General features: G+C 53.0%; 21 protein-coding genes. 17 read left to right on the top strand and 4 right to left on the bottom strand.

What is annotated here, in order from left to right:
* The first annotated feature begins 65 nt into the window (after positions 1 to 65).
* The 14 genes from cymR (at position 66) to ACFFSY_RS14770 (ending at position 14,243) form a co-directional block, all read left to right on the top strand.
* Positions 66 to 485, top strand: coding sequence for a cysteine metabolism transcriptional regulator CymR (gene cymR / locus ACFFSY_RS14835; protein ID WP_377495256.1), 420 nt, complete (start codon positions 66 to 68; stop codon positions 483 to 485).
* A gap of 54 nt (positions 486 to 539) precedes the next feature.
* Positions 540 to 1,694 carry a cysteine desulfurase family protein gene (locus ACFFSY_RS14830; protein ID WP_377495254.1) on the top strand — a complete coding sequence of 385 codons (1,155 nt, stop codon included), beginning with the start codon at positions 540 to 542 and terminating at the stop codon, positions 1,692 to 1,694.
* 16 nt (positions 1,695 to 1,710) lie between these two features.
* On the top strand, positions 1,711 to 2,259 hold the full coding sequence (locus tag ACFFSY_RS14825) for a PRC-barrel domain-containing protein (RefSeq protein WP_377495252.1): 549 nt from the start codon (positions 1,711 to 1,713) through the stop codon (positions 2,257 to 2,259).
* The gene (locus tag ACFFSY_RS14820; RefSeq protein ID WP_148930243.1) at positions 2,256 to 2,453 is read left to right on the top strand and encodes a YrzR-like zinc ribbon domain; all 198 of its coding nucleotides are present in this window, start codon (positions 2,256 to 2,258) and stop codon (positions 2,451 to 2,453) included. The genes ACFFSY_RS14825 and ACFFSY_RS14820 overlap by 4 nt, the downstream gene beginning before the upstream one ends.
* A gap of 156 nt (positions 2,454 to 2,609) precedes the next feature.
* Entirely contained in the window at positions 2,610 to 3,680 is a 1,071-nt protein-coding gene (locus tag ACFFSY_RS14815; protein ID WP_377495250.1) for an AI-2E family transporter, read from the top strand.
* 577 nt (positions 3,681 to 4,257) lie between these two features.
* Positions 4,258 to 6,894, top strand: a complete 2,637-nt coding sequence (gene alaS, locus ACFFSY_RS14810; RefSeq protein WP_377495248.1) for an alanine--tRNA ligase — start codon at positions 4,258 to 4,260, stop codon at positions 6,892 to 6,894.
* Between the two features lie 49 nt (positions 6,895 to 6,943).
* Positions 6,944 to 7,207: an IreB family regulatory phosphoprotein gene (locus ACFFSY_RS14805; RefSeq protein ID WP_148930240.1), complete on the top strand. Its 264-nt coding sequence runs from the start codon at positions 6,944 to 6,946 to the stop codon at positions 7,205 to 7,207.
* Positions 7,208 to 7,240: 33 nt separating this feature from the next.
* Positions 7,241 to 7,657 (top strand): Holliday junction resolvase RuvX, encoded by a 417-nt coding sequence (ruvX, locus tag ACFFSY_RS14800; RefSeq protein ID WP_377495245.1) that lies wholly within the window; start codon positions 7,241 to 7,243, stop codon positions 7,655 to 7,657.
* An 8-nt stretch (positions 7,658 to 7,665) separates the two neighbouring features.
* A complete protein-coding gene (locus ACFFSY_RS14795) occupies positions 7,666 to 7,968 on the top strand; it encodes a DUF1292 domain-containing protein (RefSeq protein WP_377495243.1) in 303 nt (100 codons plus the stop codon).
* 33 nt (positions 7,969 to 8,001) lie between these two features.
* Entirely contained in the window at positions 8,002 to 8,301 is a 300-nt protein-coding gene (locus ACFFSY_RS14790; RefSeq protein WP_377495241.1) for a DUF1292 domain-containing protein, read from the top strand.
* 154 nt (positions 8,302 to 8,455) lie between these two features.
* Complete coding sequence (mltG, locus tag ACFFSY_RS14785) at positions 8,456 to 9,583, top strand: endolytic transglycosylase MltG (protein WP_377495239.1); 1,128 nt, start codon at positions 8,456 to 8,458, stop codon at positions 9,581 to 9,583.
* Between the two features lie 21 nt (positions 9,584 to 9,604).
* Positions 9,605 to 10,567, top strand: a complete 963-nt coding sequence (locus ACFFSY_RS14780; protein ID WP_377495238.1) for a peptidase U32 family protein — start codon at positions 9,605 to 9,607, stop codon at positions 10,565 to 10,567.
* 50 nt (positions 10,568 to 10,617) lie between these two features.
* Positions 10,618 to 11,871: a peptidase U32 family protein gene (locus ACFFSY_RS14775; protein ID WP_377495237.1), complete on the top strand. Its 1,254-nt coding sequence runs from the start codon at positions 10,618 to 10,620 to the stop codon at positions 11,869 to 11,871.
* Between the two features lie 332 nt (positions 11,872 to 12,203).
* Complete coding sequence (locus ACFFSY_RS14770) at positions 12,204 to 14,243, top strand: methyl-accepting chemotaxis protein (RefSeq protein WP_377495235.1); 2,040 nt, start codon at positions 12,204 to 12,206, stop codon at positions 14,241 to 14,243.
* Positions 14,244 to 14,314: 71 nt separating this feature from the next.
* Here ACFFSY_RS14770 and ACFFSY_RS14765 read toward each other — a convergent pair whose 3' ends face one another.
* Both ACFFSY_RS14765 and ACFFSY_RS14760 read right to left on the bottom strand, forming a co-directional pair.
* Positions 14,315 to 14,998 carry a zinc metallopeptidase gene (locus tag ACFFSY_RS14765; RefSeq protein ID WP_377495233.1) on the bottom strand — a complete coding sequence of 228 codons (684 nt, stop codon included), beginning with the start codon at positions 14,996 to 14,998 and terminating at the stop codon, positions 14,315 to 14,317.
* A gap of 47 nt (positions 14,999 to 15,045) precedes the next feature.
* On the bottom strand, positions 15,046 to 15,486 hold the full coding sequence (locus ACFFSY_RS14760; RefSeq protein ID WP_377495231.1) for a MerR family transcriptional regulator: 441 nt from the start codon (positions 15,484 to 15,486) through the stop codon (positions 15,046 to 15,048).
* Positions 15,487 to 15,870: 384 nt separating this feature from the next.
* Here ACFFSY_RS14760 and ACFFSY_RS14755 point away from each other — a divergent pair, with 384 nt between their 5' ends.
* The 3 genes from ACFFSY_RS14755 to ACFFSY_RS14745 are packed head-to-tail and all read left to right on the top strand — an operon-like array spanning position 15,871 to position 19,117.
* Entirely contained in the window at positions 15,871 to 17,238 is a 1,368-nt protein-coding gene (locus ACFFSY_RS14755) for an ammonium transporter (RefSeq protein WP_377495229.1), read from the top strand.
* Between the two features lie 55 nt (positions 17,239 to 17,293).
* A complete protein-coding gene (locus ACFFSY_RS14750; RefSeq protein WP_377495227.1) occupies positions 17,294 to 18,364 on the top strand; it encodes a DUF294 nucleotidyltransferase-like domain-containing protein in 1,071 nt (356 codons plus the stop codon).
* Between the two features lie 18 nt (positions 18,365 to 18,382).
* Entirely contained in the window at positions 18,383 to 19,117 is a 735-nt protein-coding gene (locus ACFFSY_RS14745; RefSeq protein ID WP_377495225.1) for a 3'-5' exonuclease, read from the top strand.
* Here the strand turns inward: ACFFSY_RS14745 and ACFFSY_RS14740 are convergent.
* The gene (locus tag ACFFSY_RS14740; protein ID WP_377495223.1) at positions 19,091 to 19,567 is read right to left on the bottom strand and encodes a M67 family metallopeptidase; all 477 of its coding nucleotides are present in this window, start codon (positions 19,565 to 19,567) and stop codon (positions 19,091 to 19,093) included. The genes ACFFSY_RS14745 and ACFFSY_RS14740 overlap by 27 nt on opposite strands.
* A gap of 51 nt (positions 19,568 to 19,618) precedes the next feature.
* Complete coding sequence (locus tag ACFFSY_RS14735) at positions 19,619 to 20,872, bottom strand: MFS transporter (protein ID WP_377495572.1); 1,254 nt, start codon at positions 20,870 to 20,872, stop codon at positions 19,619 to 19,621.
* Between the last annotated feature and the right edge of the window lie 19 nt (positions 20,873 to 20,891).

Below are 20,891 nucleotides of genomic sequence, written 5' to 3'. Positions count from 1 at the left end.
TATGGTGAAGACATGAATTGATCTCCACATCTGCATGTTCGGGATCGAAAGAAGAGGTGTCATAGTTGAAGATATCGACTAAAGGCCGTTACGGATTGACGATTATGATGGAGCTTGCCGCCAAGTTCGGCGAAGGCCCGACCTCGCTCAAGAGCATTGCTGAGCGTAACGGTTTATCGGAGCATTATTTGGAGCAATTGATCGCGCCGCTTCGCAATGCGGGATTAGTGAAGAGCATTCGCGGGGCGTATGGCGGCTATATTCTCTCGCGGACGCCGGAGTCGATCACGGCAGGGGATGTCATCCGTATTCTGGAAGGGCCGATATCGCCTGTGGATTTTACGGAAGAGGACGATCCGGCCAAGCGCAATCTGTGGCTGCGTATCCGCGATAGTATTGCCGAAGTGCTTGACTCGACGACGCTCGAGGATTTGATCAAGTACAAAGAAGAAGGATCGCAGGACTCCTATATGTTCTACATCTAGCAAACTAACAGCGGTCCGGTATCCAGCCGGGCCTTTTGTAAGGACGGAATGTTTATGGAACGTATCTATTTCGATCATGCTGCATCCTCGCCGCTTCATCCCGATGTAGCCGATGCGATGATGACTGTCTATAAAGAGACATTCGGGAACGCCTCGAGTACACATAGCTTTGGACGCGCGGCCAAAGCGCTGCTTGGCCGATCGAGAGAGCGGATCGCCGCTGTGGTTGGCTGCGCGCCGAATGAGCTGTATTTTACGTCAGGCGGTACCGAGAGCGATAACACCGCGATCACCGGCGTGGCAAGGGCGATGGATAAACAAGGAAAAGCTCACATCATTACTTCTTCGGTCGAACATCATGCCGTATTACGGACATGCGAATCGCTGCAGAAGGAAGGATTTGAGCTTACTGTGCTTTCGGTCGATGCATTCGGTCTCGTATCGCCTTCCGATGTCGAGGCTGCGATTCGTCCGGATACGGCGCTTATTACCGTCATGTACGCGAACAACGAGACGGGAACGATACAGCCGATCGAAGCGATCGGAGCGATTGCGCGCGAACGCGGTATCCCGTTTCATGTGGACGCGGTGCAGGCGCTCGGTTCGATTCCGATCGATCTGAAGACGCTGCCTGTGGATTTGATGAGTTTCTCCGCGCACAAAATCAACGGTCCGCAAGGGATTGGCGCTTTGTATATAGCGAAACACCTTCCGTTTGAACCTCTGTTATTCGGCGGCTCTCAGGAGCGCAAGCGCCGGGCGGGAACCGAGAATCTCGCTGGTGCGGCAGGTTTTGCGAAAGCCGCCGAGCTTGCTGTGAATTCCTTGACGGAGAAGAAACTTTTTCTGGACATGCTTCGTCTTAATTGGATAGAACGTATGAAAACCGCTTATGGCGCTGAACGGATCGCGGTGAACGGCCACCTGTCCCAGACGCTGCCTCACATTGCGAATCTCAGCTTTATCGGCTCTGACACCGAGACTTTGCTCATGAATTTTGATTTGGCTGGTATTGCCGTATCCGGAGGCTCGGCCTGCACGGCTGGGGCAATTGAGCCGTCGCACGTGCTGATCGCCATGGGACTTCCCGAAGCGCGTTTAACGTCCGCCGTCCGGTTTAGTTTCGGTTTGGGGAATACTTTGGAGGAACTCGAGCGGGCAAGCGAGAAAATTGCAACTTTTCTGAATCGCGCCCGTACTAACGCCTAGGAGGACTCCAGTCGCCGTGATTAAACTTCAACATGTCATCGGTCTTCCCGTATTGGAGCTTCAATCGGGTAAGCAGGTAGGTCACGTGAAGGATGCCTGGTTCGACGAACATTGGCAGCTTTCCGGGATCGTGCTCGACGCGGGCCGGCGCTTTTTGACCGCCATGAAATCCGTCTTGTGGACGGACGTCGTCAAGTGCGGCGAAGATGCGGTGCTGATTGCAAGCATTGCGGCCGTCAGCCATGCCGGCAAAGCCGATGTAAGCCGTTCTTTTCATAACGGACCCGTTCGCTTGAAGGACCTGATGGTCGTCACGGTGGACGGCGAACAGCTTGGACGCGTCTCCGATGTTTATTTTAGTGATTTACAGGGTACACAAATAGTAGGCTATGAGCTAACCGACGGTTTTATAGCGGATATTATGGATGGCCGCAAGTGGCTGCCCGTTCCGAAGGATCCCGACACCGTCATGCTCGGCAATGATGCGATCATCGTTCCGGCCGGCAGCGAGCTGCTGCTGGAGCCCGTCGCAGCTTCTGATTCGGATATAGGGAGAAATGTATGATGAGATGTCCCAACTGCAACTCGAAAGACATTGGCAAAATCGGTTCCCACCAGTTCTATTGCTGGGGCTGCTTTATCGAACTGACTGTGAATGGCGACAAAATGTCCGTCTTTCAAGTAGAAGAGGACGGCACGCTGAGCTCGCTCGACGATCTCTTCTTCGAAGACGAGATCACTCAAGTGCACGCGAATTAATAACGATGAACCTAAGAGGCGGTTTCCCTTTGGCGGAGACCGCCTTTTTTGCCGTTTCCCGCTTTCAAGGCCGCGCATTCTCGATAGGGGATGAAACCGGAAGGATGTACATATACTTGTACAAACTGCGTGTGCGGGAAGAGGTGAGGGAAAGCGATGGAACGATTGACGAACAGCCGTATGTTCCGGGGGCTCGTGTTTTTGATTTTGGGGCTGGTCGCCCTCTATTTGCTGCTGCTCGTGAAGCCGATCATCGTGCACGTATACTCGTTCCTGAAGGCGATCTTTGCGCCATTCTTGATCGCGATGATCATCTCCTACGTTCTCAATCCAATCGTAAGCCTGCTCCATGAGCGCAAGGTGCCCCGAACGGTCGCCGTTTTGCTCATCTATGCCGTGTTCTGCGCCTCGCTTGCCGTCATACTGATCAACGCCATTCCGATGTTCATGGAGCAGCTGCAGGAATTGAACCACCATATGCCGGATTTGACGATGCGGGCGCACAGTTTGGTCAACGACTTAAACAATTCCTCCTATCTACCGGAGAGCTTCCGAGGGAGCATCAATCATTCACTATACAAGTTGGAGAAAATGGCGACGGAGGCCGTATTTTCTTTCATCAACAATATCGGAGCTATGTTGAACGTTGTCTTCATCGCGTTCATTATTCCGTTTTTGGCGTTCTACATTTTGAAGGATTTCGAAGTGTTCGAGCGAACGATTTTGACGTACGTGCCCAAGCCTCATCGAAAGCACGCCGTTCGCATGCTCAAAGATATCGACGCCGCGCTCGGCAGCTATATTCGAGGACAATTTCTCGTCTGCGTAATCGTCGGGGGATTAGCCTACTTGGGGTATTGGATCATTGGCCTTCCGTACCCGCTGCTGCTCGCGAGCATTGTGGCGGTCACGAACATTATTCCGTACTTGGGGCCGTTCATCGGCGCGGCGCCAGCGCTCGTGGTAGCCTCTACAATCTCGTTCAAAATGATGCTGCTGGTAGCCGTGATCAATACCCTCTGCCAGATTCTAGAGGGGAATGTCATCTCGCCCCAGGTGGTCGGCCGAACTTTGCATATGCATCCGCTTTCGATCATATTCGTGCTGCTCGTCGGGGGAGAGTTGGCAGGCATTGTCGGCATGATCCTGGCGGTTCCGATTTTTGCAGCGGCTAAAGTGGTCGTCCAGCATATGTTCGCCTACTACGTCAGGCGGAAGATCGTATGATTTGACAGCTGGGATGAAATACCGATATACTAAAAAGTAGACGATTGTCGTTCATAGCGTTAAATCGGCGATGAAACATGAAGTACGTCATAGCCCTTCAACCAGAGATGAAACTTCTTCGCGGCATGAATTCGACCGCGTTGGCTGTGAAAGTTTCAATGAAGAAGAATGGCGGAAAGCTCGTTTCGGAGAGTGGAAGAACTCCACCGGCTGGACCCGTTAGCGTCCATAGAGGAGATTGCCTCCTCCTTCCCGTTGTGGGGTGGAGACGGCAATAACCAGGGTGGTACCGCGAATGATCGTCCCTGTTATAGACAGGGGCGTTTTTTGTTTTTTCATCATTCAAGCAAACAAGTAATAGAGACAAATTAAAACTAAAGCGGAGAAAAAGTGAGGCGTCTGGAGAAGCGAAGCGTTCGCCTTTGTGAACGGATTCCATCAGCTTTCAATTCAATCTAGGAATCCGTGAACAACAGCGATCGGAAGAGCTTCACTCTTGCGTAGCGCGTTCAGTTTAATTTTCCTTTACTTTTTGCGCGTCACCGTAACTATTTACGTCACTGGAGGCATGAAGAACATGAAAGCTGCTGAAATCCGTTCCAAATGGCTTGCTTTCTTCGAGAGCAAGGGACACAAAATCGAGCCGAGCGCGTCGCTTGTGCCGCATAACGATCCGTCTCTGCTTTGGATCAACGCGGGTATGGCGCCGCTGAAGTCCTATTTTGACGGCCGGGTTATTCCGGACAATCCGCGAATCGCCAACTCGCAGAAATGCATTCGCACCAACGATATCGAGAACGTCGGCAAGACTCGCCGTCACCATACGTTTTTCGAGATGCTCGGCAATTTCTCGATCGGCGATTATTTCAAAGAGGAAGTCATCACGTGGGCATGGGAGTTTCTGACCGATCCGAAGTACATCGGATTTGATCCTAACCGTCTGTCCGTAACCGTATATCCAGAAGATGAAGAGGCTTTCCGGTACTGGAACGAGAAAATCGGCCTGCCCGCGGAGCGCATCTACAAGCTCGAGGAGAACTTCTGGGATATCGGCGAAGGTCCGTGCGGTCCGTGTACCGAGATTTTCTACGACCGCGGCGACAAATATGGCGATCTGAACGATCCGGAATGCTGGCCGGGCGGCGAGAACGAGCGCTTCCTGGAAGTATGGAATCTCGTGTTCTCGCAATATAATCATAATAAAGACGGCAGCTACACGCCGCTTCCGAACAAGAATATCGATACGGGCGCAGGTCTCGAACGTTTGGCTTCGATTTTGCAAGACGTGGACTCGAACTTCGACACGGACTTGTTCATGCCGATCATCGAGCGGACGTGCGAGATTGCAGGCGTTCGCTACAAAGTGAACGCAGACCACGACGTGGCGTTCAAAGTCATCGCCGATCATATCCGCACCGTGGCGTTCGCAGTCGGCGACGGCGTCCTGCCGTCCAACGAAGGACGCGGCTACGTCATTCGCCGGTTGCTTCGCCGTGCGGTTCGTTACGGCAAAACGCTGGGCGTAGACCGTCCGTTCCTGTTCGAACTTGTCGGCATCGTAGGCGACATTATGGGCGTGTACTACCCGGAAGTGGTGGACAAGCGCGAATTTATCGCGAAGGTCATCCGCACGGAAGAAGAGCGTTTCCACGAGACGTTGTCCGATGGATTGGCGCTTCTGGCGGATCTGGTCAAACTTGCCCGTCAAGCGGGTCAAACGGAAATCGGCGGTCAAGATGCGTTCAAATTATACGATACGTATGGGTTCCCGTTCGACTTGACCGAAGATTACGCGGCAGAGCAAGGATTCACGGTCGACCGCGCAGGCTTTGATGCAGCCATGGACGCGCAGCGTGAACGCGCCCGCGCGGCACGCCAAGATACTGGCAGCATGAACGTCCAAGGCGGTCCATTAGCCGACTATACGGAGAAGTCTGAATTCGTCGGCTATAACGACCTAATCTTAGACGGTGCCGTCGTGAAAGCAATCGTGGACGGCAACGCGCTCGTCGACACTGCCGAAGAAGGTGCACGCGTGCTCGTGCTGCTCGACCGCACGCCATTCTACGCGGAGAGCGGCGGTCAGATCGGGGACAAAGGCACGATCGTCGGCGACGGATTCGTGCTGCAAGTCGAGGATGTTACCAAAGCCCCTCACGGTCAAACGGTTCATCATGGCATCGTCGAAAGCGGCACGCTTCAGACGGGAGCGACCGTGCGCGCGGCTGTTACGGCACGAACACGTGAAGCGATCATCAAGAACCATACGGCGACGCACTTGCTGCATCGCGCGCTGAAGGATGTTCTCGGCGAACATGTCAACCAAGCGGGATCGCTCGTTGAACCGGACCGTCTTCGTTTCGACTTCTCGCATTTCGGCGGGATCAGCCCAGAGGAATTAGCCGACATCGAGCGCCGCGTGAACGAGCAAATTTGGCTCGGAACGCCGCTTCAGATCAGCACGATGCCGATCGGCGAAGCAAAAGCGATGGGCGCAATGGCGCTGTTCGGCGAGAAGTACGGAGAATCCGTGCGCGTCGTGCGCGTCGGGGATTACAGCATCGAGCTGTGCGGCGGATGTCACGTGACGAATACAGCTCAGATCGGGTTGTTCAAGCTGCTCGGCGAGAGCGGCATCGGATCTGGCGTGCGCCGGATTGAGGCGGTAACGGGACAGCATGCGTACGAGTATATCGAAAGCCAGCTGGACCTGCTCAAGCAAGCGGCTGGACTGCTCAAATCGAATGTTGCCGACGTGCCGAAGCGGATTGAAGCGCTTCATGTACAAGTGAAGGAGCTCGGCCGCGAGAATGAGTCGCTGCAGGGCAAGCTGAGCCGAATCGAAGCGGGTTCGCTGGAGTCGTCGGTGAAGACGGTAGGCGGCGTCAGCGTGCTGGCCGCCAAAGTTAGCGCACCGAACATGGATGCGCTTCGCGGCATCGCAGATGAGCTCAAGACGAAAGTGACGAACGCCGTAATCGTACTTGGCGCGGCTGCAGAGGGCAAGGTCAACTTGGTGGTATCCGTATCGCCTGAACTTGTGAAGCAGGGCTTCAATGCGGGGAAAATCATCAAGGAAGCCGCGGCGGTGTGCGGCGGCGGCGGCGGCGGCCGACCAGACATGGCCCAAGCGGGAGGCAAAGACCCGTCGAAGCTGGAAGAAGCGCTCCGAATTGCCGAAGAACTGGTTCTCTCGCAGGCAAATGTGATATGATAAGAATATCAAACGGCTGTTAAGCGGCTTGGAAAGTGAGGTGCTGGCGATGAATTCCATGGACAGGACAATGAAGTTCGATGTTAAGGCAGAGGGGCTCGAAACTTCTTCGAAGGACATTTTGTTATCCGTCTATAATGCGCTGCAGGAGAAGGACTATAATCCGATCAACCAGATCGTCGGCTATTTATTGTCCGGAGACCCCGCATACATTCCGCGGCATAACAATGCCAGAAGTCTCATCCGCAGGAAGGAACGCGATGAGCTGATCGAGGAGCTCGTCCGCTCGTATTTAAGTCAGCACCGCCAATAAAACCATTCAGCACGATAAGGGGATGAAAGCCGCATGCGCGTCATGGGCATTGATTACGGCGACCGGAACATCGGCATCGCCGTCAGCGACGCGTTCGGCTGGACCGCGCAACCGGTAAAGGTCGTACAGAAACGGCGTGACGACGGCGAGCTCGATGAGATCGCCGCGCTGGCGAAGGAGAATGAAGTAAGCGAGATCGTGGTCGGTTTGCCGAAAAATATGAATGGCACCGTCGGTCCGCGTGGCGAAATTTGCATCGCATTCGCACAAACCTTGCAGCAAAAGCTAAACTTACCCGTTCACCTTTGGGACGAAAGGTTGACGACGGTCGCAGCCGAGCGAACGCTCATCGAAGCAGACGTCAGCCGGAAGAAGCGAAAATTAGTGGTGGACAAAATGGCGGCAACGCTCATTTTGCAAAATTATCTCGATTCTAAAACGAAAAGGTGAGGGTTACGATGACAAAGGACGACATGCAGTTCGAAGAACCAGAAATCATCTACATTCCGGACGAAGACGGCAATGAGGAAGAGTTCGAGGTTGTCATGAAATTTGAGGTAGATGGCTCCGATCAAAAATATATGATGGTCGTTCCGCTCAATGCCGAGGAAGAAGACGAAGAAGCAGACGAGGTATATGCTTTCCGGTATGAAGAGGATGGCGATGACCTGAAGCTGTACACGATCGACGACGAGGAAGAATGGAATATGGTCGAGGAAACGTTTAACACGCTGCTCGCCGAGATCGACGAGAACGACTAACGTTTTGCGTTGGCCGAAAGGAGCATTGAACGTTTGAACACCATTGAGCGCATATCCGTTTTGGGTCCAATCTACGGCCGAGAGGTCGAGCTTGTCGGCGAGGACGGCGGAGCGGAACCATTTTTCATCGCGGCTGAATTTAGACTCGGCGAACGTATGTATGCCGGTCTTCAGACTGCGGCGATGCGTAAAGAAGACGAGGTTGAGTTTTTCCGGATCGTCCAGGAAGAAGGCGGAGAGCCTGAGCTCGAGTCGATCGACGACGAGGACGAATGGGAAGAAGCAGCCGAAGCTTATGACGATTTACTGTTCGCCGGAGAAGAGCGGCCCTAAGATCATGGGGAGCTCGCTGCACGGCGATCTGATCGATCTGTGATTTGAACATGCTTGGAAAGCAGGGGCGGCTAAGGCCGTCCCTTTTCCACGGTGTTTGAAGCCACTTCAGTCTTTTGCTACCCGTACCGCATCCGAAATGGAGGACCTAAGCTTGGATTATCAGAAGCAGCCTATTCAAGGAGCGCCAGACAGGGGACGTAACGCACGCAGAGGTCCGTCGAAAGCACGGATTACGCTGTGGGTCATTACTTCGCTTTTTGGACTCTTTATTCTAATTGCAGCAAGCATTGCTTTTTATATTTGGAACGGTTTGCGTCCGACTTCAACGGGCGACGTTCGAGAAGTGGTCTTGGAGAACGGGATGTCGCCGTTCGAGTTTGCGCAAGTACTGGAAGATCAGGGCATTATCCGGGACGGGTTTATTTTCAAATATTATCTGCGTTATAAAGATGAAGGATCGCGTTTCCAAGCGGGAACGTACGAATTAGCTCCCGGCATGGAGATCGACGCGGTTATCGCGAAATTGAATGCAGGCGAAACGGTGCAAGCCGAGACGATTCGCTTTACCATACCGGAAGGATTCACGATCGAGCAGATCGCGGACACGCTGAGCAAGGATGGGCTTGTTAATCGGGACGCATTCCTCGCGCTGGCGGACGGGACAAGCAAATGGGAGGATGTCGAAGCGATTCGCGCCATCCCGGACAACAAGAACTTGAAGCATCGGTTGGAAGGGTACCTTTTCCCGGAAACCTACGAGATGGAGAAGGGGAGCACAGCGGAAGAGATTATGGACCGCATGCTGAAGGAGCTCGATCGCAAGCTGGTCGCCTTGCCGGAAGAATGGGAAGAGGCCATGAAGGAGCAGGGGGTTAATTTCCATGAACTGATGACCATCGCATCGCTGATCGAACGTGAAGTCGTCGTGGATAAGGAGCGCGGGCTGGTAGCGGGCGTGATCTACAACCGTCTTAAGGCCAAAATGCCGCTGCAGATCGATGCGACCGTCCAATATTTGCTCGATAAGCAAAAAGAACGTTTGATGGAGAAAGACCTTGAAGTGGAAAGTCCGTACAACACATACAAGGTGAATGGGCTGCCACCCGGACCGATCGCGTCGCCAAGCTTGAAGTCGATCGAGGCTGCGCTCTATCCGGAGACTTCTGAATACCTGTTCTATGTCACGAAGAAAGACGGTTCCAACGAGCACTTGTTCGCGCGCACTTTCAACGAGCATAATCGAAATATTCGCAAGAGCAACGAGATGGCGCAGAAGTAAAAGAGATAAGGAGGGCGCACAATGGCAACGAAACCCGAACTATTAGCAAGCGCTACTTCACTGGAAGAATTGAAGCGGTTCGCGGATGCCGGGGCTGACGCATTCGTCATCGGGGAATCCCGTTACGGCGTTCGCCTCCCGGGCGATTTCACGGTAGAACAGATAGCGGAAGCGGTGGAATATGCGAAACCCCGCGATATTAAGATATATGCGGCATTGAATAACGTTATGGATAATAATACGGTTCGAACGCTCCCTGCCTACGTCAAACAGGTTGCAGAAGCAGGCGTCGACGCGATCGTATTCGGGGACCCGGCTGTGCTGATGACGGCACGTACCGAAGCCCCTGGATTGCCGCTGCATTGGAACGCGGAGATGACATCCACGAACTACGCCACGGCGGAATACTGGGGAAGACGCGGCGCCACGCGGTTTATTACTGCGCGGGAGCTTAACATGGAGCAGGTGCTGGAGATAAAGGCCAAATCGACGCTTGAAGTTCAGGTGCAGGTTCATGGCTTGACGAACATCTATCATTCGAAACGTCCGCTCGTGCGCAACTATGTCGAACACCAGCAAGAAGGCCTGGCGGAGCAACCGGTCCACTTGCCTGGGAACGGCGTTCCGCAAGGCACAATCGAAGAAGGGCTTTACCTCATGGAAGCCGAGCGTCCAAACGAGCGGTATCCCATCTACGAAGACGACAACGGAACGCATATCATGAGCTCCGATGATCTGTGCATGATCGAGAATTTGCACGAGCTCATGGAAGCGGGTATCGACAGCCTCAGCATCGAAACATTGCTCAAATCGAGCGAATATAACGAAACGGTGATTCGGGCTTATCGAGCGGCAATCGATGCTTATTCGGCTGACCCGGCAGGTTATCGCTTTAATGAGTCGTTGCTGGAAGCAATTCAAGCTTTACAAGATCCGAATCGCGAGTTATCCTATGGGTTCTTCTATAAAGAACAAGTGTATTGATCGGCGACGATCCGACACCATCGCGAAACACAATCAGGAGGTGCACGGCCATGGCAACGAAGACGAAACCGCGTTTCACGGGAAAACGTCACCGTCTGGACCGGCCTGAGCTGCTTGCTCCGGCAGGCAATCTGGAGAAACTTAAATTCGCCGTCCATTATGGGGCGGATGCGGTATATATCGGCGGCCAGCATTACGGGCTGCGTTCGAATGCGGACAACTTTACGTTCGACGAAATGAAAGAAGGCGTAGAATTCGCCGCTCGTTACGGAGCGAAGGTGTTCGTTGCGACGAATATTTATGCCCATAACGAAGACTTGGCAGGGCTTGAAGACTACTTGCGTGGTCTGGAAGAGGCCGGGATCGCGGCGATTATCGCGGCCGATCCGATTATTATGGAGACGGCTCAACGCGTCGCGCCTAAGCTGGAGGTACACGTCAGCACGCAGCAATCGACAATGAACTGGCAGGCCGTGCAATTCTGGAAAGACGAAGGCATGCCACGCGTCGTACTCGCGCGCGAAGCTAGTCTGGAAGAGATTGCCGAGATTAAAGCGAACGTCGATGTTGAGATCGAAGCGTTTATCCATGGGGCAATGTGCTCGTCGTACTCCGGGCGCTGCGTGCTTTCGAACCACTTCACGGATCGCGATTCGAACCGCGGCGGCTGCTGCCAATCTTGCCGTTGGAAGTATGACCTGTATGAGGACGATATTCAAGTGTATGGCATGGACGAAGACCAGTTTACAATGGGGTCCAAAGACTTGTGCATGCTGGAGAACATTCCGGATCTTATCGAGGTCGGTGTCGACAGCTTCAAAATCGAGGGCCGCATGAAAAGTTTGCACTACGTGGCGACTGTTGTACATGCCTATCGTCAAGCAATCGATTCGTATATGGCTGATCCAGACAATTACGAGCTAAAGGAAGAGTGGCTGCACGATATTCAGAAAGCTGCCAACCGTCCGCTCAACTCGGGATTTTTCTACGACACGCCTGGCGCGGAGGATCATATTTACGGACCGGAGGATAAAGCGGCGCCTTATGATTTTGCCGGCGTCGTGCTGTCTTATGACGAGGCGACAGGTCTTGCGGTCATTCAGCAGCGCAACCATTTCAAGCCGGGCCAAGAGATTGAATTTTTCGGTCCGAACGGTACGGGCTTCAAGCAACTCGTCGGCGAAATTACCGACGAAGAAGGCAACAAGTTGGATGCGGCGCGCCATCCGCTGCAGCCGATCGTCATGAAATGCGATCACCCGGTACAACCGATGGATATGATGCGCAAACGGATACGCCCGTAGTCTGTACACCTTAGCATACTCCTTTCCGGTCGTAGTTAACCGGAGAGGAGTTTTTTTCGTGCTAATTGTTTTTGCTATAAAGTTTTAACGCAACAAAGCCGACAAATATGGATAAGGATAACTTTGTACGGTAAGGAAGGACTATCCTTACCGATTCTACAGACAAGAGGAGCGACCGCTGAACGACCACAACTAAAGATCACGGACGGAAGGATGAACAGCGCGAACATTTCCCGGTTGTGTAATTGCAGATAAGCAGTCGGTTTACAGAAGAATTGTTCTTGTAAACGCTTTACTTATACAGCAACCTCAATCAGAACAAGGGGGCCATTATGAGAAACCGTATTCGTTTGCAATCCGTTGGATTGAAGTTGTTTTTAATTATCTTTATTGCGATCGTCGTATGTGTGTTAGCAGTTGGTTTGTTCTCCTATTCCACATCCAAATCGATTATCAAAGACAAAGTGTCGGAGTCGACAGAAGTCGCGATCAACCAAGCGGCGGGCAAGCTCGACCTGATGTTCCAGAACTATGAAGATATGACGATGCAGATCATGCTCGATACAACGGTGCAGCGAAACATCGACGCCATGATCAATTCCGAAGATACATACGAGCGATTCCAAGCGACGCAAGAGATCAGCAAAGTGCTGCAAATGTACGTGGTTGGCAACGATTCGATCGTGAACACGAATCTGGTTGCCATTAAGGGCGATATTCCGCCGATCTCGGTAGGTGCTTCATTGTCCGAGTCGCAGGGTGAGGCTTGGTTTAAAGAAGTGGTCGAGTTAGATGGCAAGCTGAAATGGCTGCCGGTTCAGCCGAAAGGGCTTAGTCAGCAAGGAAATGTGCCCACATTCGCTGCAGCCCGGTTAATCAAAAATACGATCACCAGCAAAGGTGATTTCGTTCTTGTCATGGAATACAGCGTGGATCACTTGGCGGCTCAGCTAGCGGACCTGAAAATCGGAGATGGAAGCCGAATCTCCATCGTGGATATGAATAGCGCGATCGTCTACGACAGCGACATTACCCTAGTGGGACAAGCTTCTGCGGTTAAGCTTCCTGCGGAAGGACAAGCCGCGAAGGGCGGCTCCATGGATGGTACGGATCATGCCGGCCATGAAGTGCTTGCCATCTATGATCAATTCGATGCAGTGGATAATTGGAGGCTGCTCGGCACGGTTCCGGTTGAACAATTGGTGAAAGATGCGGGAACTATTCGTACGACGACGTGGATCATTGCAGCTGTCGCGGCACTGCTGGCGATCGGTATTGGTTTGTTCGTCATTCGCATTGTTGCAAGACCACTCGTCCAGCTTCGCAATCTCATGAATGAAGGAGAGCGCGGCAACCTGTCGGTTCGTTCCTCGATTAAGAGCAAGGATGAGATTGGGCAGCTTTCGAACAGCTTCAATCAAATGATGACCCAAATTACGGGGCTCGTCCATCAGACAACACAATCTGCGCAGGATGTGTTAATGACAGCTGGTGAGCTTGCAGAAGCGTCTCGTCAGACGTCCACCTCGGCGAAGGAAATCGCTTCAGCTACGGAAGAGATTGCCAGCGGCGCGACAAGTCTCGCGATCGAAGCCGAGCGGGGGACGGATTTGACCGGCGAAATCGAGATTCAGATGAAGCAAGTATTAGCGAGCAATTCCCTAATGTCGTCGGCGGCGCGCGAAGTAGAGCTCTCCAGCATGCAGGGAACCGACCATATGAAATTGCTCATCGATAAGACGAGCACGACTGAAGAGATGACGCGTTCCATGGTCGAGAAGGTCGAGAAGCTGCAAGAAAGCACGGATTCCATTCGCAAGATTCTCGAGGTTCTGCAAAGTTTGACGAAGCAGACGAACATTCTATCCCTTAACGCGGCCATCGAGGCGGCGAGAGCCGGCGAAGCCGGTAAAGGATTCATGGTCGTCGCGGATGAAATTCGGAAATTGGCGGATCAGTCCAGACAGTCGATCGATGTCGTCGGACAAATCACGGTGACAATCCAGAACGAAATCGAGCAAACGGTAAGCGTGTTATCTACCGCCTACCCGATGTTCCAAGAGCAGATTGTGTCCGTTAAAGAAGCGGATGCGATATTCACGGGCGTTCATGGGCAAATGGCGCAATTCATCGGGAGTCTGAACGACGTGACTGAAGCGATCGGTAAGCTGGAGCATTCGCAGCAGGTACTCAATGAAGCGATGAGCAATGTGAGCGCGGTCGCGGAGGAGTCCTCGGCGACATCGGAAGAAGTCGCATCGTTAAGCAGCGAGCAGACGAACATTGCTGCAGGGCTTGTGAACCTGTCGGAGAAGCTGGAGACCGTCTCCAAAGCGCTTGGCGAATCGTTATCGCGCTTCAAAACCCAATAGATAAATGACAAAGAGGAAGGCCGTCGATTATGATGACGGCCTTCCTCTTTGTATTGCAGATGCATGGGTCATTACTCTTCGCGGTTCGAAGTAAAGATCATCACATACTTGAGCAGTTCGAGCAGCGAGATGAGCGCGGCAGCAACGTACGTCAATGCGGCGGCGTTGAGAACTTTGGCCACGCCGCGTTCTTCCTGGTTCGTAATGAAGCCTTCGGAAACCATCAGCTCTCTTGCGCGGCTGCTGGCATTAAATTCAACGGGCAGCGTAATCAGCTGGAACGCGACCGCGACGGAGAAAAACACGATCCCCAGGCCGAGAAGTCCTGTTGCCTGGAAGAGAAAGCCGGCGATCAGCAAGAATGGTGCGATACCGGAAGCAATGTTAACGACCGGGAAAATACGGTGACGAAGCACTAGCATTGGATAGCTCACGCTGTGCTGGATGGCGTGGCCGACTTCATGACAGGCAACAGAGATCGCTGAGATGGAATGCTCGTAATATACCGGTTCCGACAGCCGCACAACCCGATGAATCGGGTCGTAGTGATCGGAAAGTGTGCCGGGCACCGGTTCTACCGGAATGTGATGAAGTCCGTTGTTGTCCAGCATGCGTCTGGCGGCTTGGTAGCCGGTTAGCCCGCTTGAAGCGGGGACTTCGGACCAGCGGTTAAATGTGCCGCGTACGCGAAATTGAGCCCATATGGAGACGGCAAAGGCAATAAGGATGAGGAAGTCCATTGGATGAAAGAACATGCGTGTATACCTCCATTATGATAGTGTCAGCTGTGCCTACCCAGACGTTACATGAATCCGCTCTTGTTCATCAACAGCATGAGTGCTTCAACGCATGCGGCGGTCGAAGGGACGATCCGTTTAAACACTTGCTGCGCTTGTTTCGGCTTCAATTGATTAAGTACGGGTTCAAGCTCCTTCACTTCGCGCTGCAGCTGCTCTAGACGAAGCTGGAGGTCTGTAAGCTTACTCGAGACATGTTCGTCCGGCGAAATTTTTTGCCAGCTGTCGATTTTGGCTCTGATCTCATCTAGAGAATATTTGTCCTTCTTCATTTGTTCGATACGTTTGAGTCGCTCTAACGTGTCGTCGCTGTATAAGCGGTAGTTTTTGGCGGAACGGGATTCGGGAGCGATAAGACCGGATGATGTGTAAAAATCGATGGTACGCGCGCTTACGCCAGCGAGCTTGGATAATTCGCCAATACGGTATAGCGGTTTCTCTGCCATGTCCTCACCTTCTTTCAGGCACATGATTACTTATCTATATTATGATACCGAAAAATCAACCATACAGTCAAACGTGATGCTTTTGGAACGATTTACAACTTAAAAACCTAACATGTAAACCCTGTTTACATCATCTATAAAGATGCTATCGGGATGTACAACAACCCAATCAAGCAGGAAAAGACGAAAGATCTTTGTCCACTCGATTGATTTTTTAGCTATTTGTGAGAAATAACTTAACATTAACAAATAAAAAAGACACGAACGTTAGAATTTATTTGCACTTTGTCAAAAAGGTTATTGTCAAAATATACTGTTCTGACTATAATGACATTAAGTCTTTCCTCATGTGTCAGGTAACATTACATTAAGGGAGTGGTCGTCGTGGTCAAAAAAACATTAGTATCATTAGGAGCTTTAGCCTTATTATTCCCGGCATTATCGTATGCGGATGATCCATCAGCAGCACAACTAAATATGGGGCTGAATGCCCTGTGGATCATGGTCTCGGCGGTGCTGGTTATTCTGATGCAAGGCGGATTCATATTGCTCGAGTCCGGCTCGACCCGCATGAAGAACGCCGGTCACGTTGCTGGCAAGACGATCTTTACGTTAGGTCTTTGTTCCTTGATTTACTGGGCTGTCGGATATGGCTTCACGTTCGGTGCAGACAATGCGGATACTGGCTTAAGCAAGTTCATCGGCATCGGCGATTTCTTCTTCAATCCTTCTATCGTAGCGGACGAAGGGGCTAGCTATCCGTCGACGATTTTCTTCCTATTCCAGTTGGCGTTTGCCGCAATCTCGCTCAGCATTGCATGGGGCGGATTCGCAGAACGCGCGAAATTGTCTTCCTACCTCGTATTCACGGTTCTGTTCACGGCGGTTATTTATCCGGTTGTCGCGCACTGGATCTGGGGCGGCGGCTGGTTGGCGAAAGACGGCGCGCAGGACTATGCAGGCTCCACAGTCGTACACTTAACGGGCGCATTGGCGGCTTTCGCGGCTACAGTTCTTCTTAAACCGCGCATTGGCAAATTTAACAAAGACGGCTCCGCGAACGAAATTCTCGGTCACAACCAAGTATACAGCGCATTGTCGGTTCTTCTTCTGTGGGTGGGTTGGTTTGGTTTCAACGCAGGCAGCGCAGTTAGCGTTGGCGAAGGTTTCTTCGGCTATGTTGCGTTTAATACCCAGCTTGGTGCGGCAGGCGGAGCGGTTGCGGCGCTGTTGATTTCCTGGCTTGTGGCAGGTAAGGCGGATATTACATCCATGCTGAATGGCGCATTGGCCGGTTTGGTCGCCATTACTGCATCTTGCGCCTTCGTTGATCCTTGGGCGGCTGTTGTAATCGGTTTGGTTGCCGGCGTGCTTGTCGTATTCAGCGTGAAGTTCTTCGAGAAAATCAAAGTCGACGATCCGATCTACGCGCTGTCCGTGCACGGCGTTGCCGGTATTTGGGGTACGCTTGCTAACGGAATTTTCGCTACTCAGACGCTTGCCGAGCAAGTAGGCGTCGGACGCGGCGGCTTGATCGACACGGGCAACTGGCATCAACTGTGGGTACAATTCGAATCTGTTGTCGTTTGCGGCGCGTTCGTACTTGCGGCTTCGTTCCTGGTCCTCGGCGTGATGAAGCTGATCATGGGCTTCCGCGTTACGGAAGAGCAAGAAATCATCGGTCTCGACCTTTCCGAGCATGGCACATACGGCTATCCGGAGCAAATGAAGAAAGCGCAGCAAAACCTGTAACTCCCATGGTAAAATCGGGAAAGTAGAGATATATGGCCAAAGGGGAGCGAGCAGTATGAACGATCCGGTCTGCGCACAATTGCTGACATTGATCAGTCAAGCCGACGATTTCAAGACGCTGCGCGGATTACGCGATCAATTCCATGAGCACATGGAATCGCTGCTCTTCGAACAACCGGTCGAACAATTTTATGAACATCTGAACGGCGTACACGACGCGCTGATCCAGCGCGCAGTCGTCCTTTCGGAACTGCAATTGGCACGGATGGGGAACAGTTCCCCTCCCGTGCCTTATGCATATCTATTGTTCGGCAGCGGCGGTCGGGAAGAGCAGACGTTATCCAGCGACCAAGACAGCGGACTCATTTATCAAGATCCACCGAATTCCATGCAGCAGGAAGCCGTTCGGAGTTACTTTTTTGATTTAGCGAGCGTGATCACCCAGGCGTTGGTGCAGATTGGTTATCCGCCTTGCGACGGTAACGTCATAAGTGCGAACGCGGATTGGAACATGCCATTGTCTGAATGGAAAGAGAAGTTGAACGGCTGGTTCGAGGACCCGAACTGGGAGCGTGTCCGTTATTTGCTCATTATCGCGGACGGCCGGTGCGTCTACGGCGCAGGTGTGCTTGCGGACGAGCTGAAAAATCATTTTTATTCCGATTTGCTGCGTAATCCTGCGGTGGCTGTCCATATGCTGAGCAACACGATGCGGCATAAAGTGCTCATCGGTGTATTCGGTCAGCTGTTAAAGGAGCAGTATGGGGAGGATGCGGGTAGTCTGGACGTCAAATATGGCGCCTATATTCCTATGGTTAACGCGATCCGGCTGATGGCGATCCAAGCCGAGCTCCGTGAGACGTCAACGCTGGACCGGATTGATGCGCTGCACCGGCTAGGCAAATTTGTGGACGGCGACATGCGGGTTTACCGTGAAGCATTCAAGCTTTTCCTTCGGCTGCGGCTGATGACGACCGAACGATTCACAGGTTCGATCTACGCGAATAATGGCAAGCTCGCCAAGCGGCGGTTGACCAAGGACTTGATCGAGGAGCTCAAGGTCGGACTGCGTGTCGGCAAGAAGCTTCAGCGCCGGGTGCATAAGGAGATGGACGGGAGAACGTAGCGTGAAAGGGGGGACACCATGAAAGAGCAAAAGGGCGTCGGGCGGATGTGGCATTTGTACAAAATGGGGGGCATTACGCCGGCGATTGCTTCGATGCTGGGGGCACAGAATGCCCAGCAAATGGCGTTTATCCGCTCCATGTCCAAGGAGCAGCGCAAGCAGTCCGCCATGGAAAAGCTGTTGGACGAGACGGAGTACATTGTATTCGATCTGGAGACAACGGGCTTCTATCCCTATAACGGAGACGAGATTATCTCTGTCGGGGCCGTTATGATGAAGGGGCGAGAAGTGTTCGAGGATCGCGTCTTCTACAGTCTCGTCAATCCGAAGCGGCGGGTACCCAGACATATTACGGAGCTGACCGGGATTACGAACGAGATGGCGGAGGATGCTCCAGATCTCATGCAGGTGCTGCATGATTTCATGGAGTTCGTCGGCAAACGAATCTTGGTCGCGCATGCTAGCGGCCACGACAAGCAATTTCTCAATGCGGCGCTGTGGCGCACGTCGAAAGTGAACTTGACGCATCGCGTGCTCGACACGATGATGGTAGCGAAGTGGCTGGAGCCAAACCGGGACGGTTACGGACTGGACGAACTGCTGATCGAGAGCGGCATTCCGATCACGCAGCGGCATCACGCCCTGGAAGACTCCATGATGACGGGGCGGCTGTGGCAGCATTACCTGCGAAGAATCTTGTCGCGGAACATCCAGACGCTAGGCGACTTATACGCATACTTGAGCAAACATTGAGGCGGTCCAGCATCCATGGCGTTGGCGATAGACGCAGACCGAAGGCGGTCCGGATTGTTCAAAAGAGAGAATCCAATACGTCTCTGCGCCCGAATGCCGCAGCCCGGCGAGATCGGCTTGCGACATGGACGGCGGAGCGGTAGGATGGGAATGGAAGAAACCGACAAGCGATTGTCGGTTTTTTTGCATCTGATAATAGGCGTTCACCCAAGCTTCCGGATTGAAGGCAAAAGCTCGGGCGGGGTTCATCGCATCGTTGGCAATGGGATACATAGCCGATATCCGAATAATTGCTTCGCCATGTTCCTCGAGCATAGAGCCCGCGAGCACGCCGCAGGCTTCGTTCGGCAGGCGGTCCTTGGCATAGTCCAGCATGTGATCGTACGTCTGAGTATGTATCACGATACGATGTAATGGAGCGATATCTTCCTTCAAAGGGGAGTCGAACATATTCCATCCGCCTTCCGTTTCATATCCCCCCAGTATAACATAAGAGTAGTGTTAGGCGGCATCGCCTGCAGTCTTGGGCGGATGGACGAAGCCGGCCACCAAACCTAACGCGCAGAGCGCAAGCCCGGCTACAACGCTATACAATAACAGATCGGATTTGCCGGCCAGCCAGCCGAAGATGGGCGGTCCGAAAGCCACGCCAAGGAAACGCAGGCTGCTGTACAGTGAGGTAATCATGCCCCGGTGCTGACTATCGACAGACCCGGTAATCAGCGTATTCAAACAGGGGAGTACCATGCCGGTGCCTACGCTTCCGACGCTGGCAAGTCCAATGACGATCCATACGTTCTTATGGAAGAACGCTGCGGCTACGAGAGAGGCTGTCAATATGGCAAGGCCGAGCAGCATGAGTCTACGCATCAAGACGCCGTTGTTCTTGATGTGGTGACCGGTCATATACGCCGTAATGACAAGGCCGAGCAGCGGAATCGCCAAGATGCCGCCTTTGGCCACGCCGTCGATATTGTAAGGCTTCTTCTCCAGCACATCCGACAGACGAAACAGCACGCCGAACAAAATGAACAGGCCAAGCGAGCCCGCAAGAAAGGAAGAGATTAGCCACTTTCCTTTCTGCTTGAAAACGTCAGCGACGTTCGAGACATAGGTCCTGACGGCCATCGGTTTCTTGTCGCTCTTCGGTTCCTTGATCATCAACATAAGCACGAATGAGGCGGCGCAGAAGAATGGAAACGCAAATAGCGGGGCGTACCACGTCCACAGCGCCAGCAGAGAGCCAATGATGGGACTAATGACTTTGCCCGTGCCGTTGGATGCCTCGATCAGTCCGAGCGCTTCGCTCTCTTCGCCGTCCTTGTACATATCGCCGACGAGTGCCATCGCGATCGGCGAGGTGCCGGCCGCTCCGATCCCCTGCACGGCCCGTGCTGTAATCAGCACCCCGTATGAATGCCACAAGGCGCCGAGCCCGGCGACGATGCCGGCAACCCCGTAGAGCGCCAGCGAAGCGAGAATGATCTTCTTGCGCGAGTAACGGTCCGACAAATAGCCCGTAATCGGAATAATGAGTCCTGCGGCAACGGAGAACAAGGTGATCACGAGACTCGACTGAAAGTCGGATACGCCAAGCTGCCGCTGCAAATCCGGCAAAATCGGCACGAGCATGGAATTGCCCAGTACCAGCACAAGTGGGACGGAAGCAAACGCGATATATTCTTTCCACTTCCCGCCTCCTGTACCGCCTCCGTTTTTGGCGTCGTTCGCCAGGTCCTTGGCAGGCTCATACATGCGCAGTTTGTTCCGATTA

It is taken from the genome of Paenibacillus aurantiacus (assembly GCF_042431225.1).
In the GTDB taxonomy this organism is placed as follows: Bacteria; Bacillota; Bacilli; order Paenibacillales; family Paenibacillaceae; genus Paenibacillus_Z; species Paenibacillus_Z aurantiacus.
Note: the sequence above shows the minus strand (reverse complement) of the source record. Positions and strands in the feature narration are given on the sequence as shown.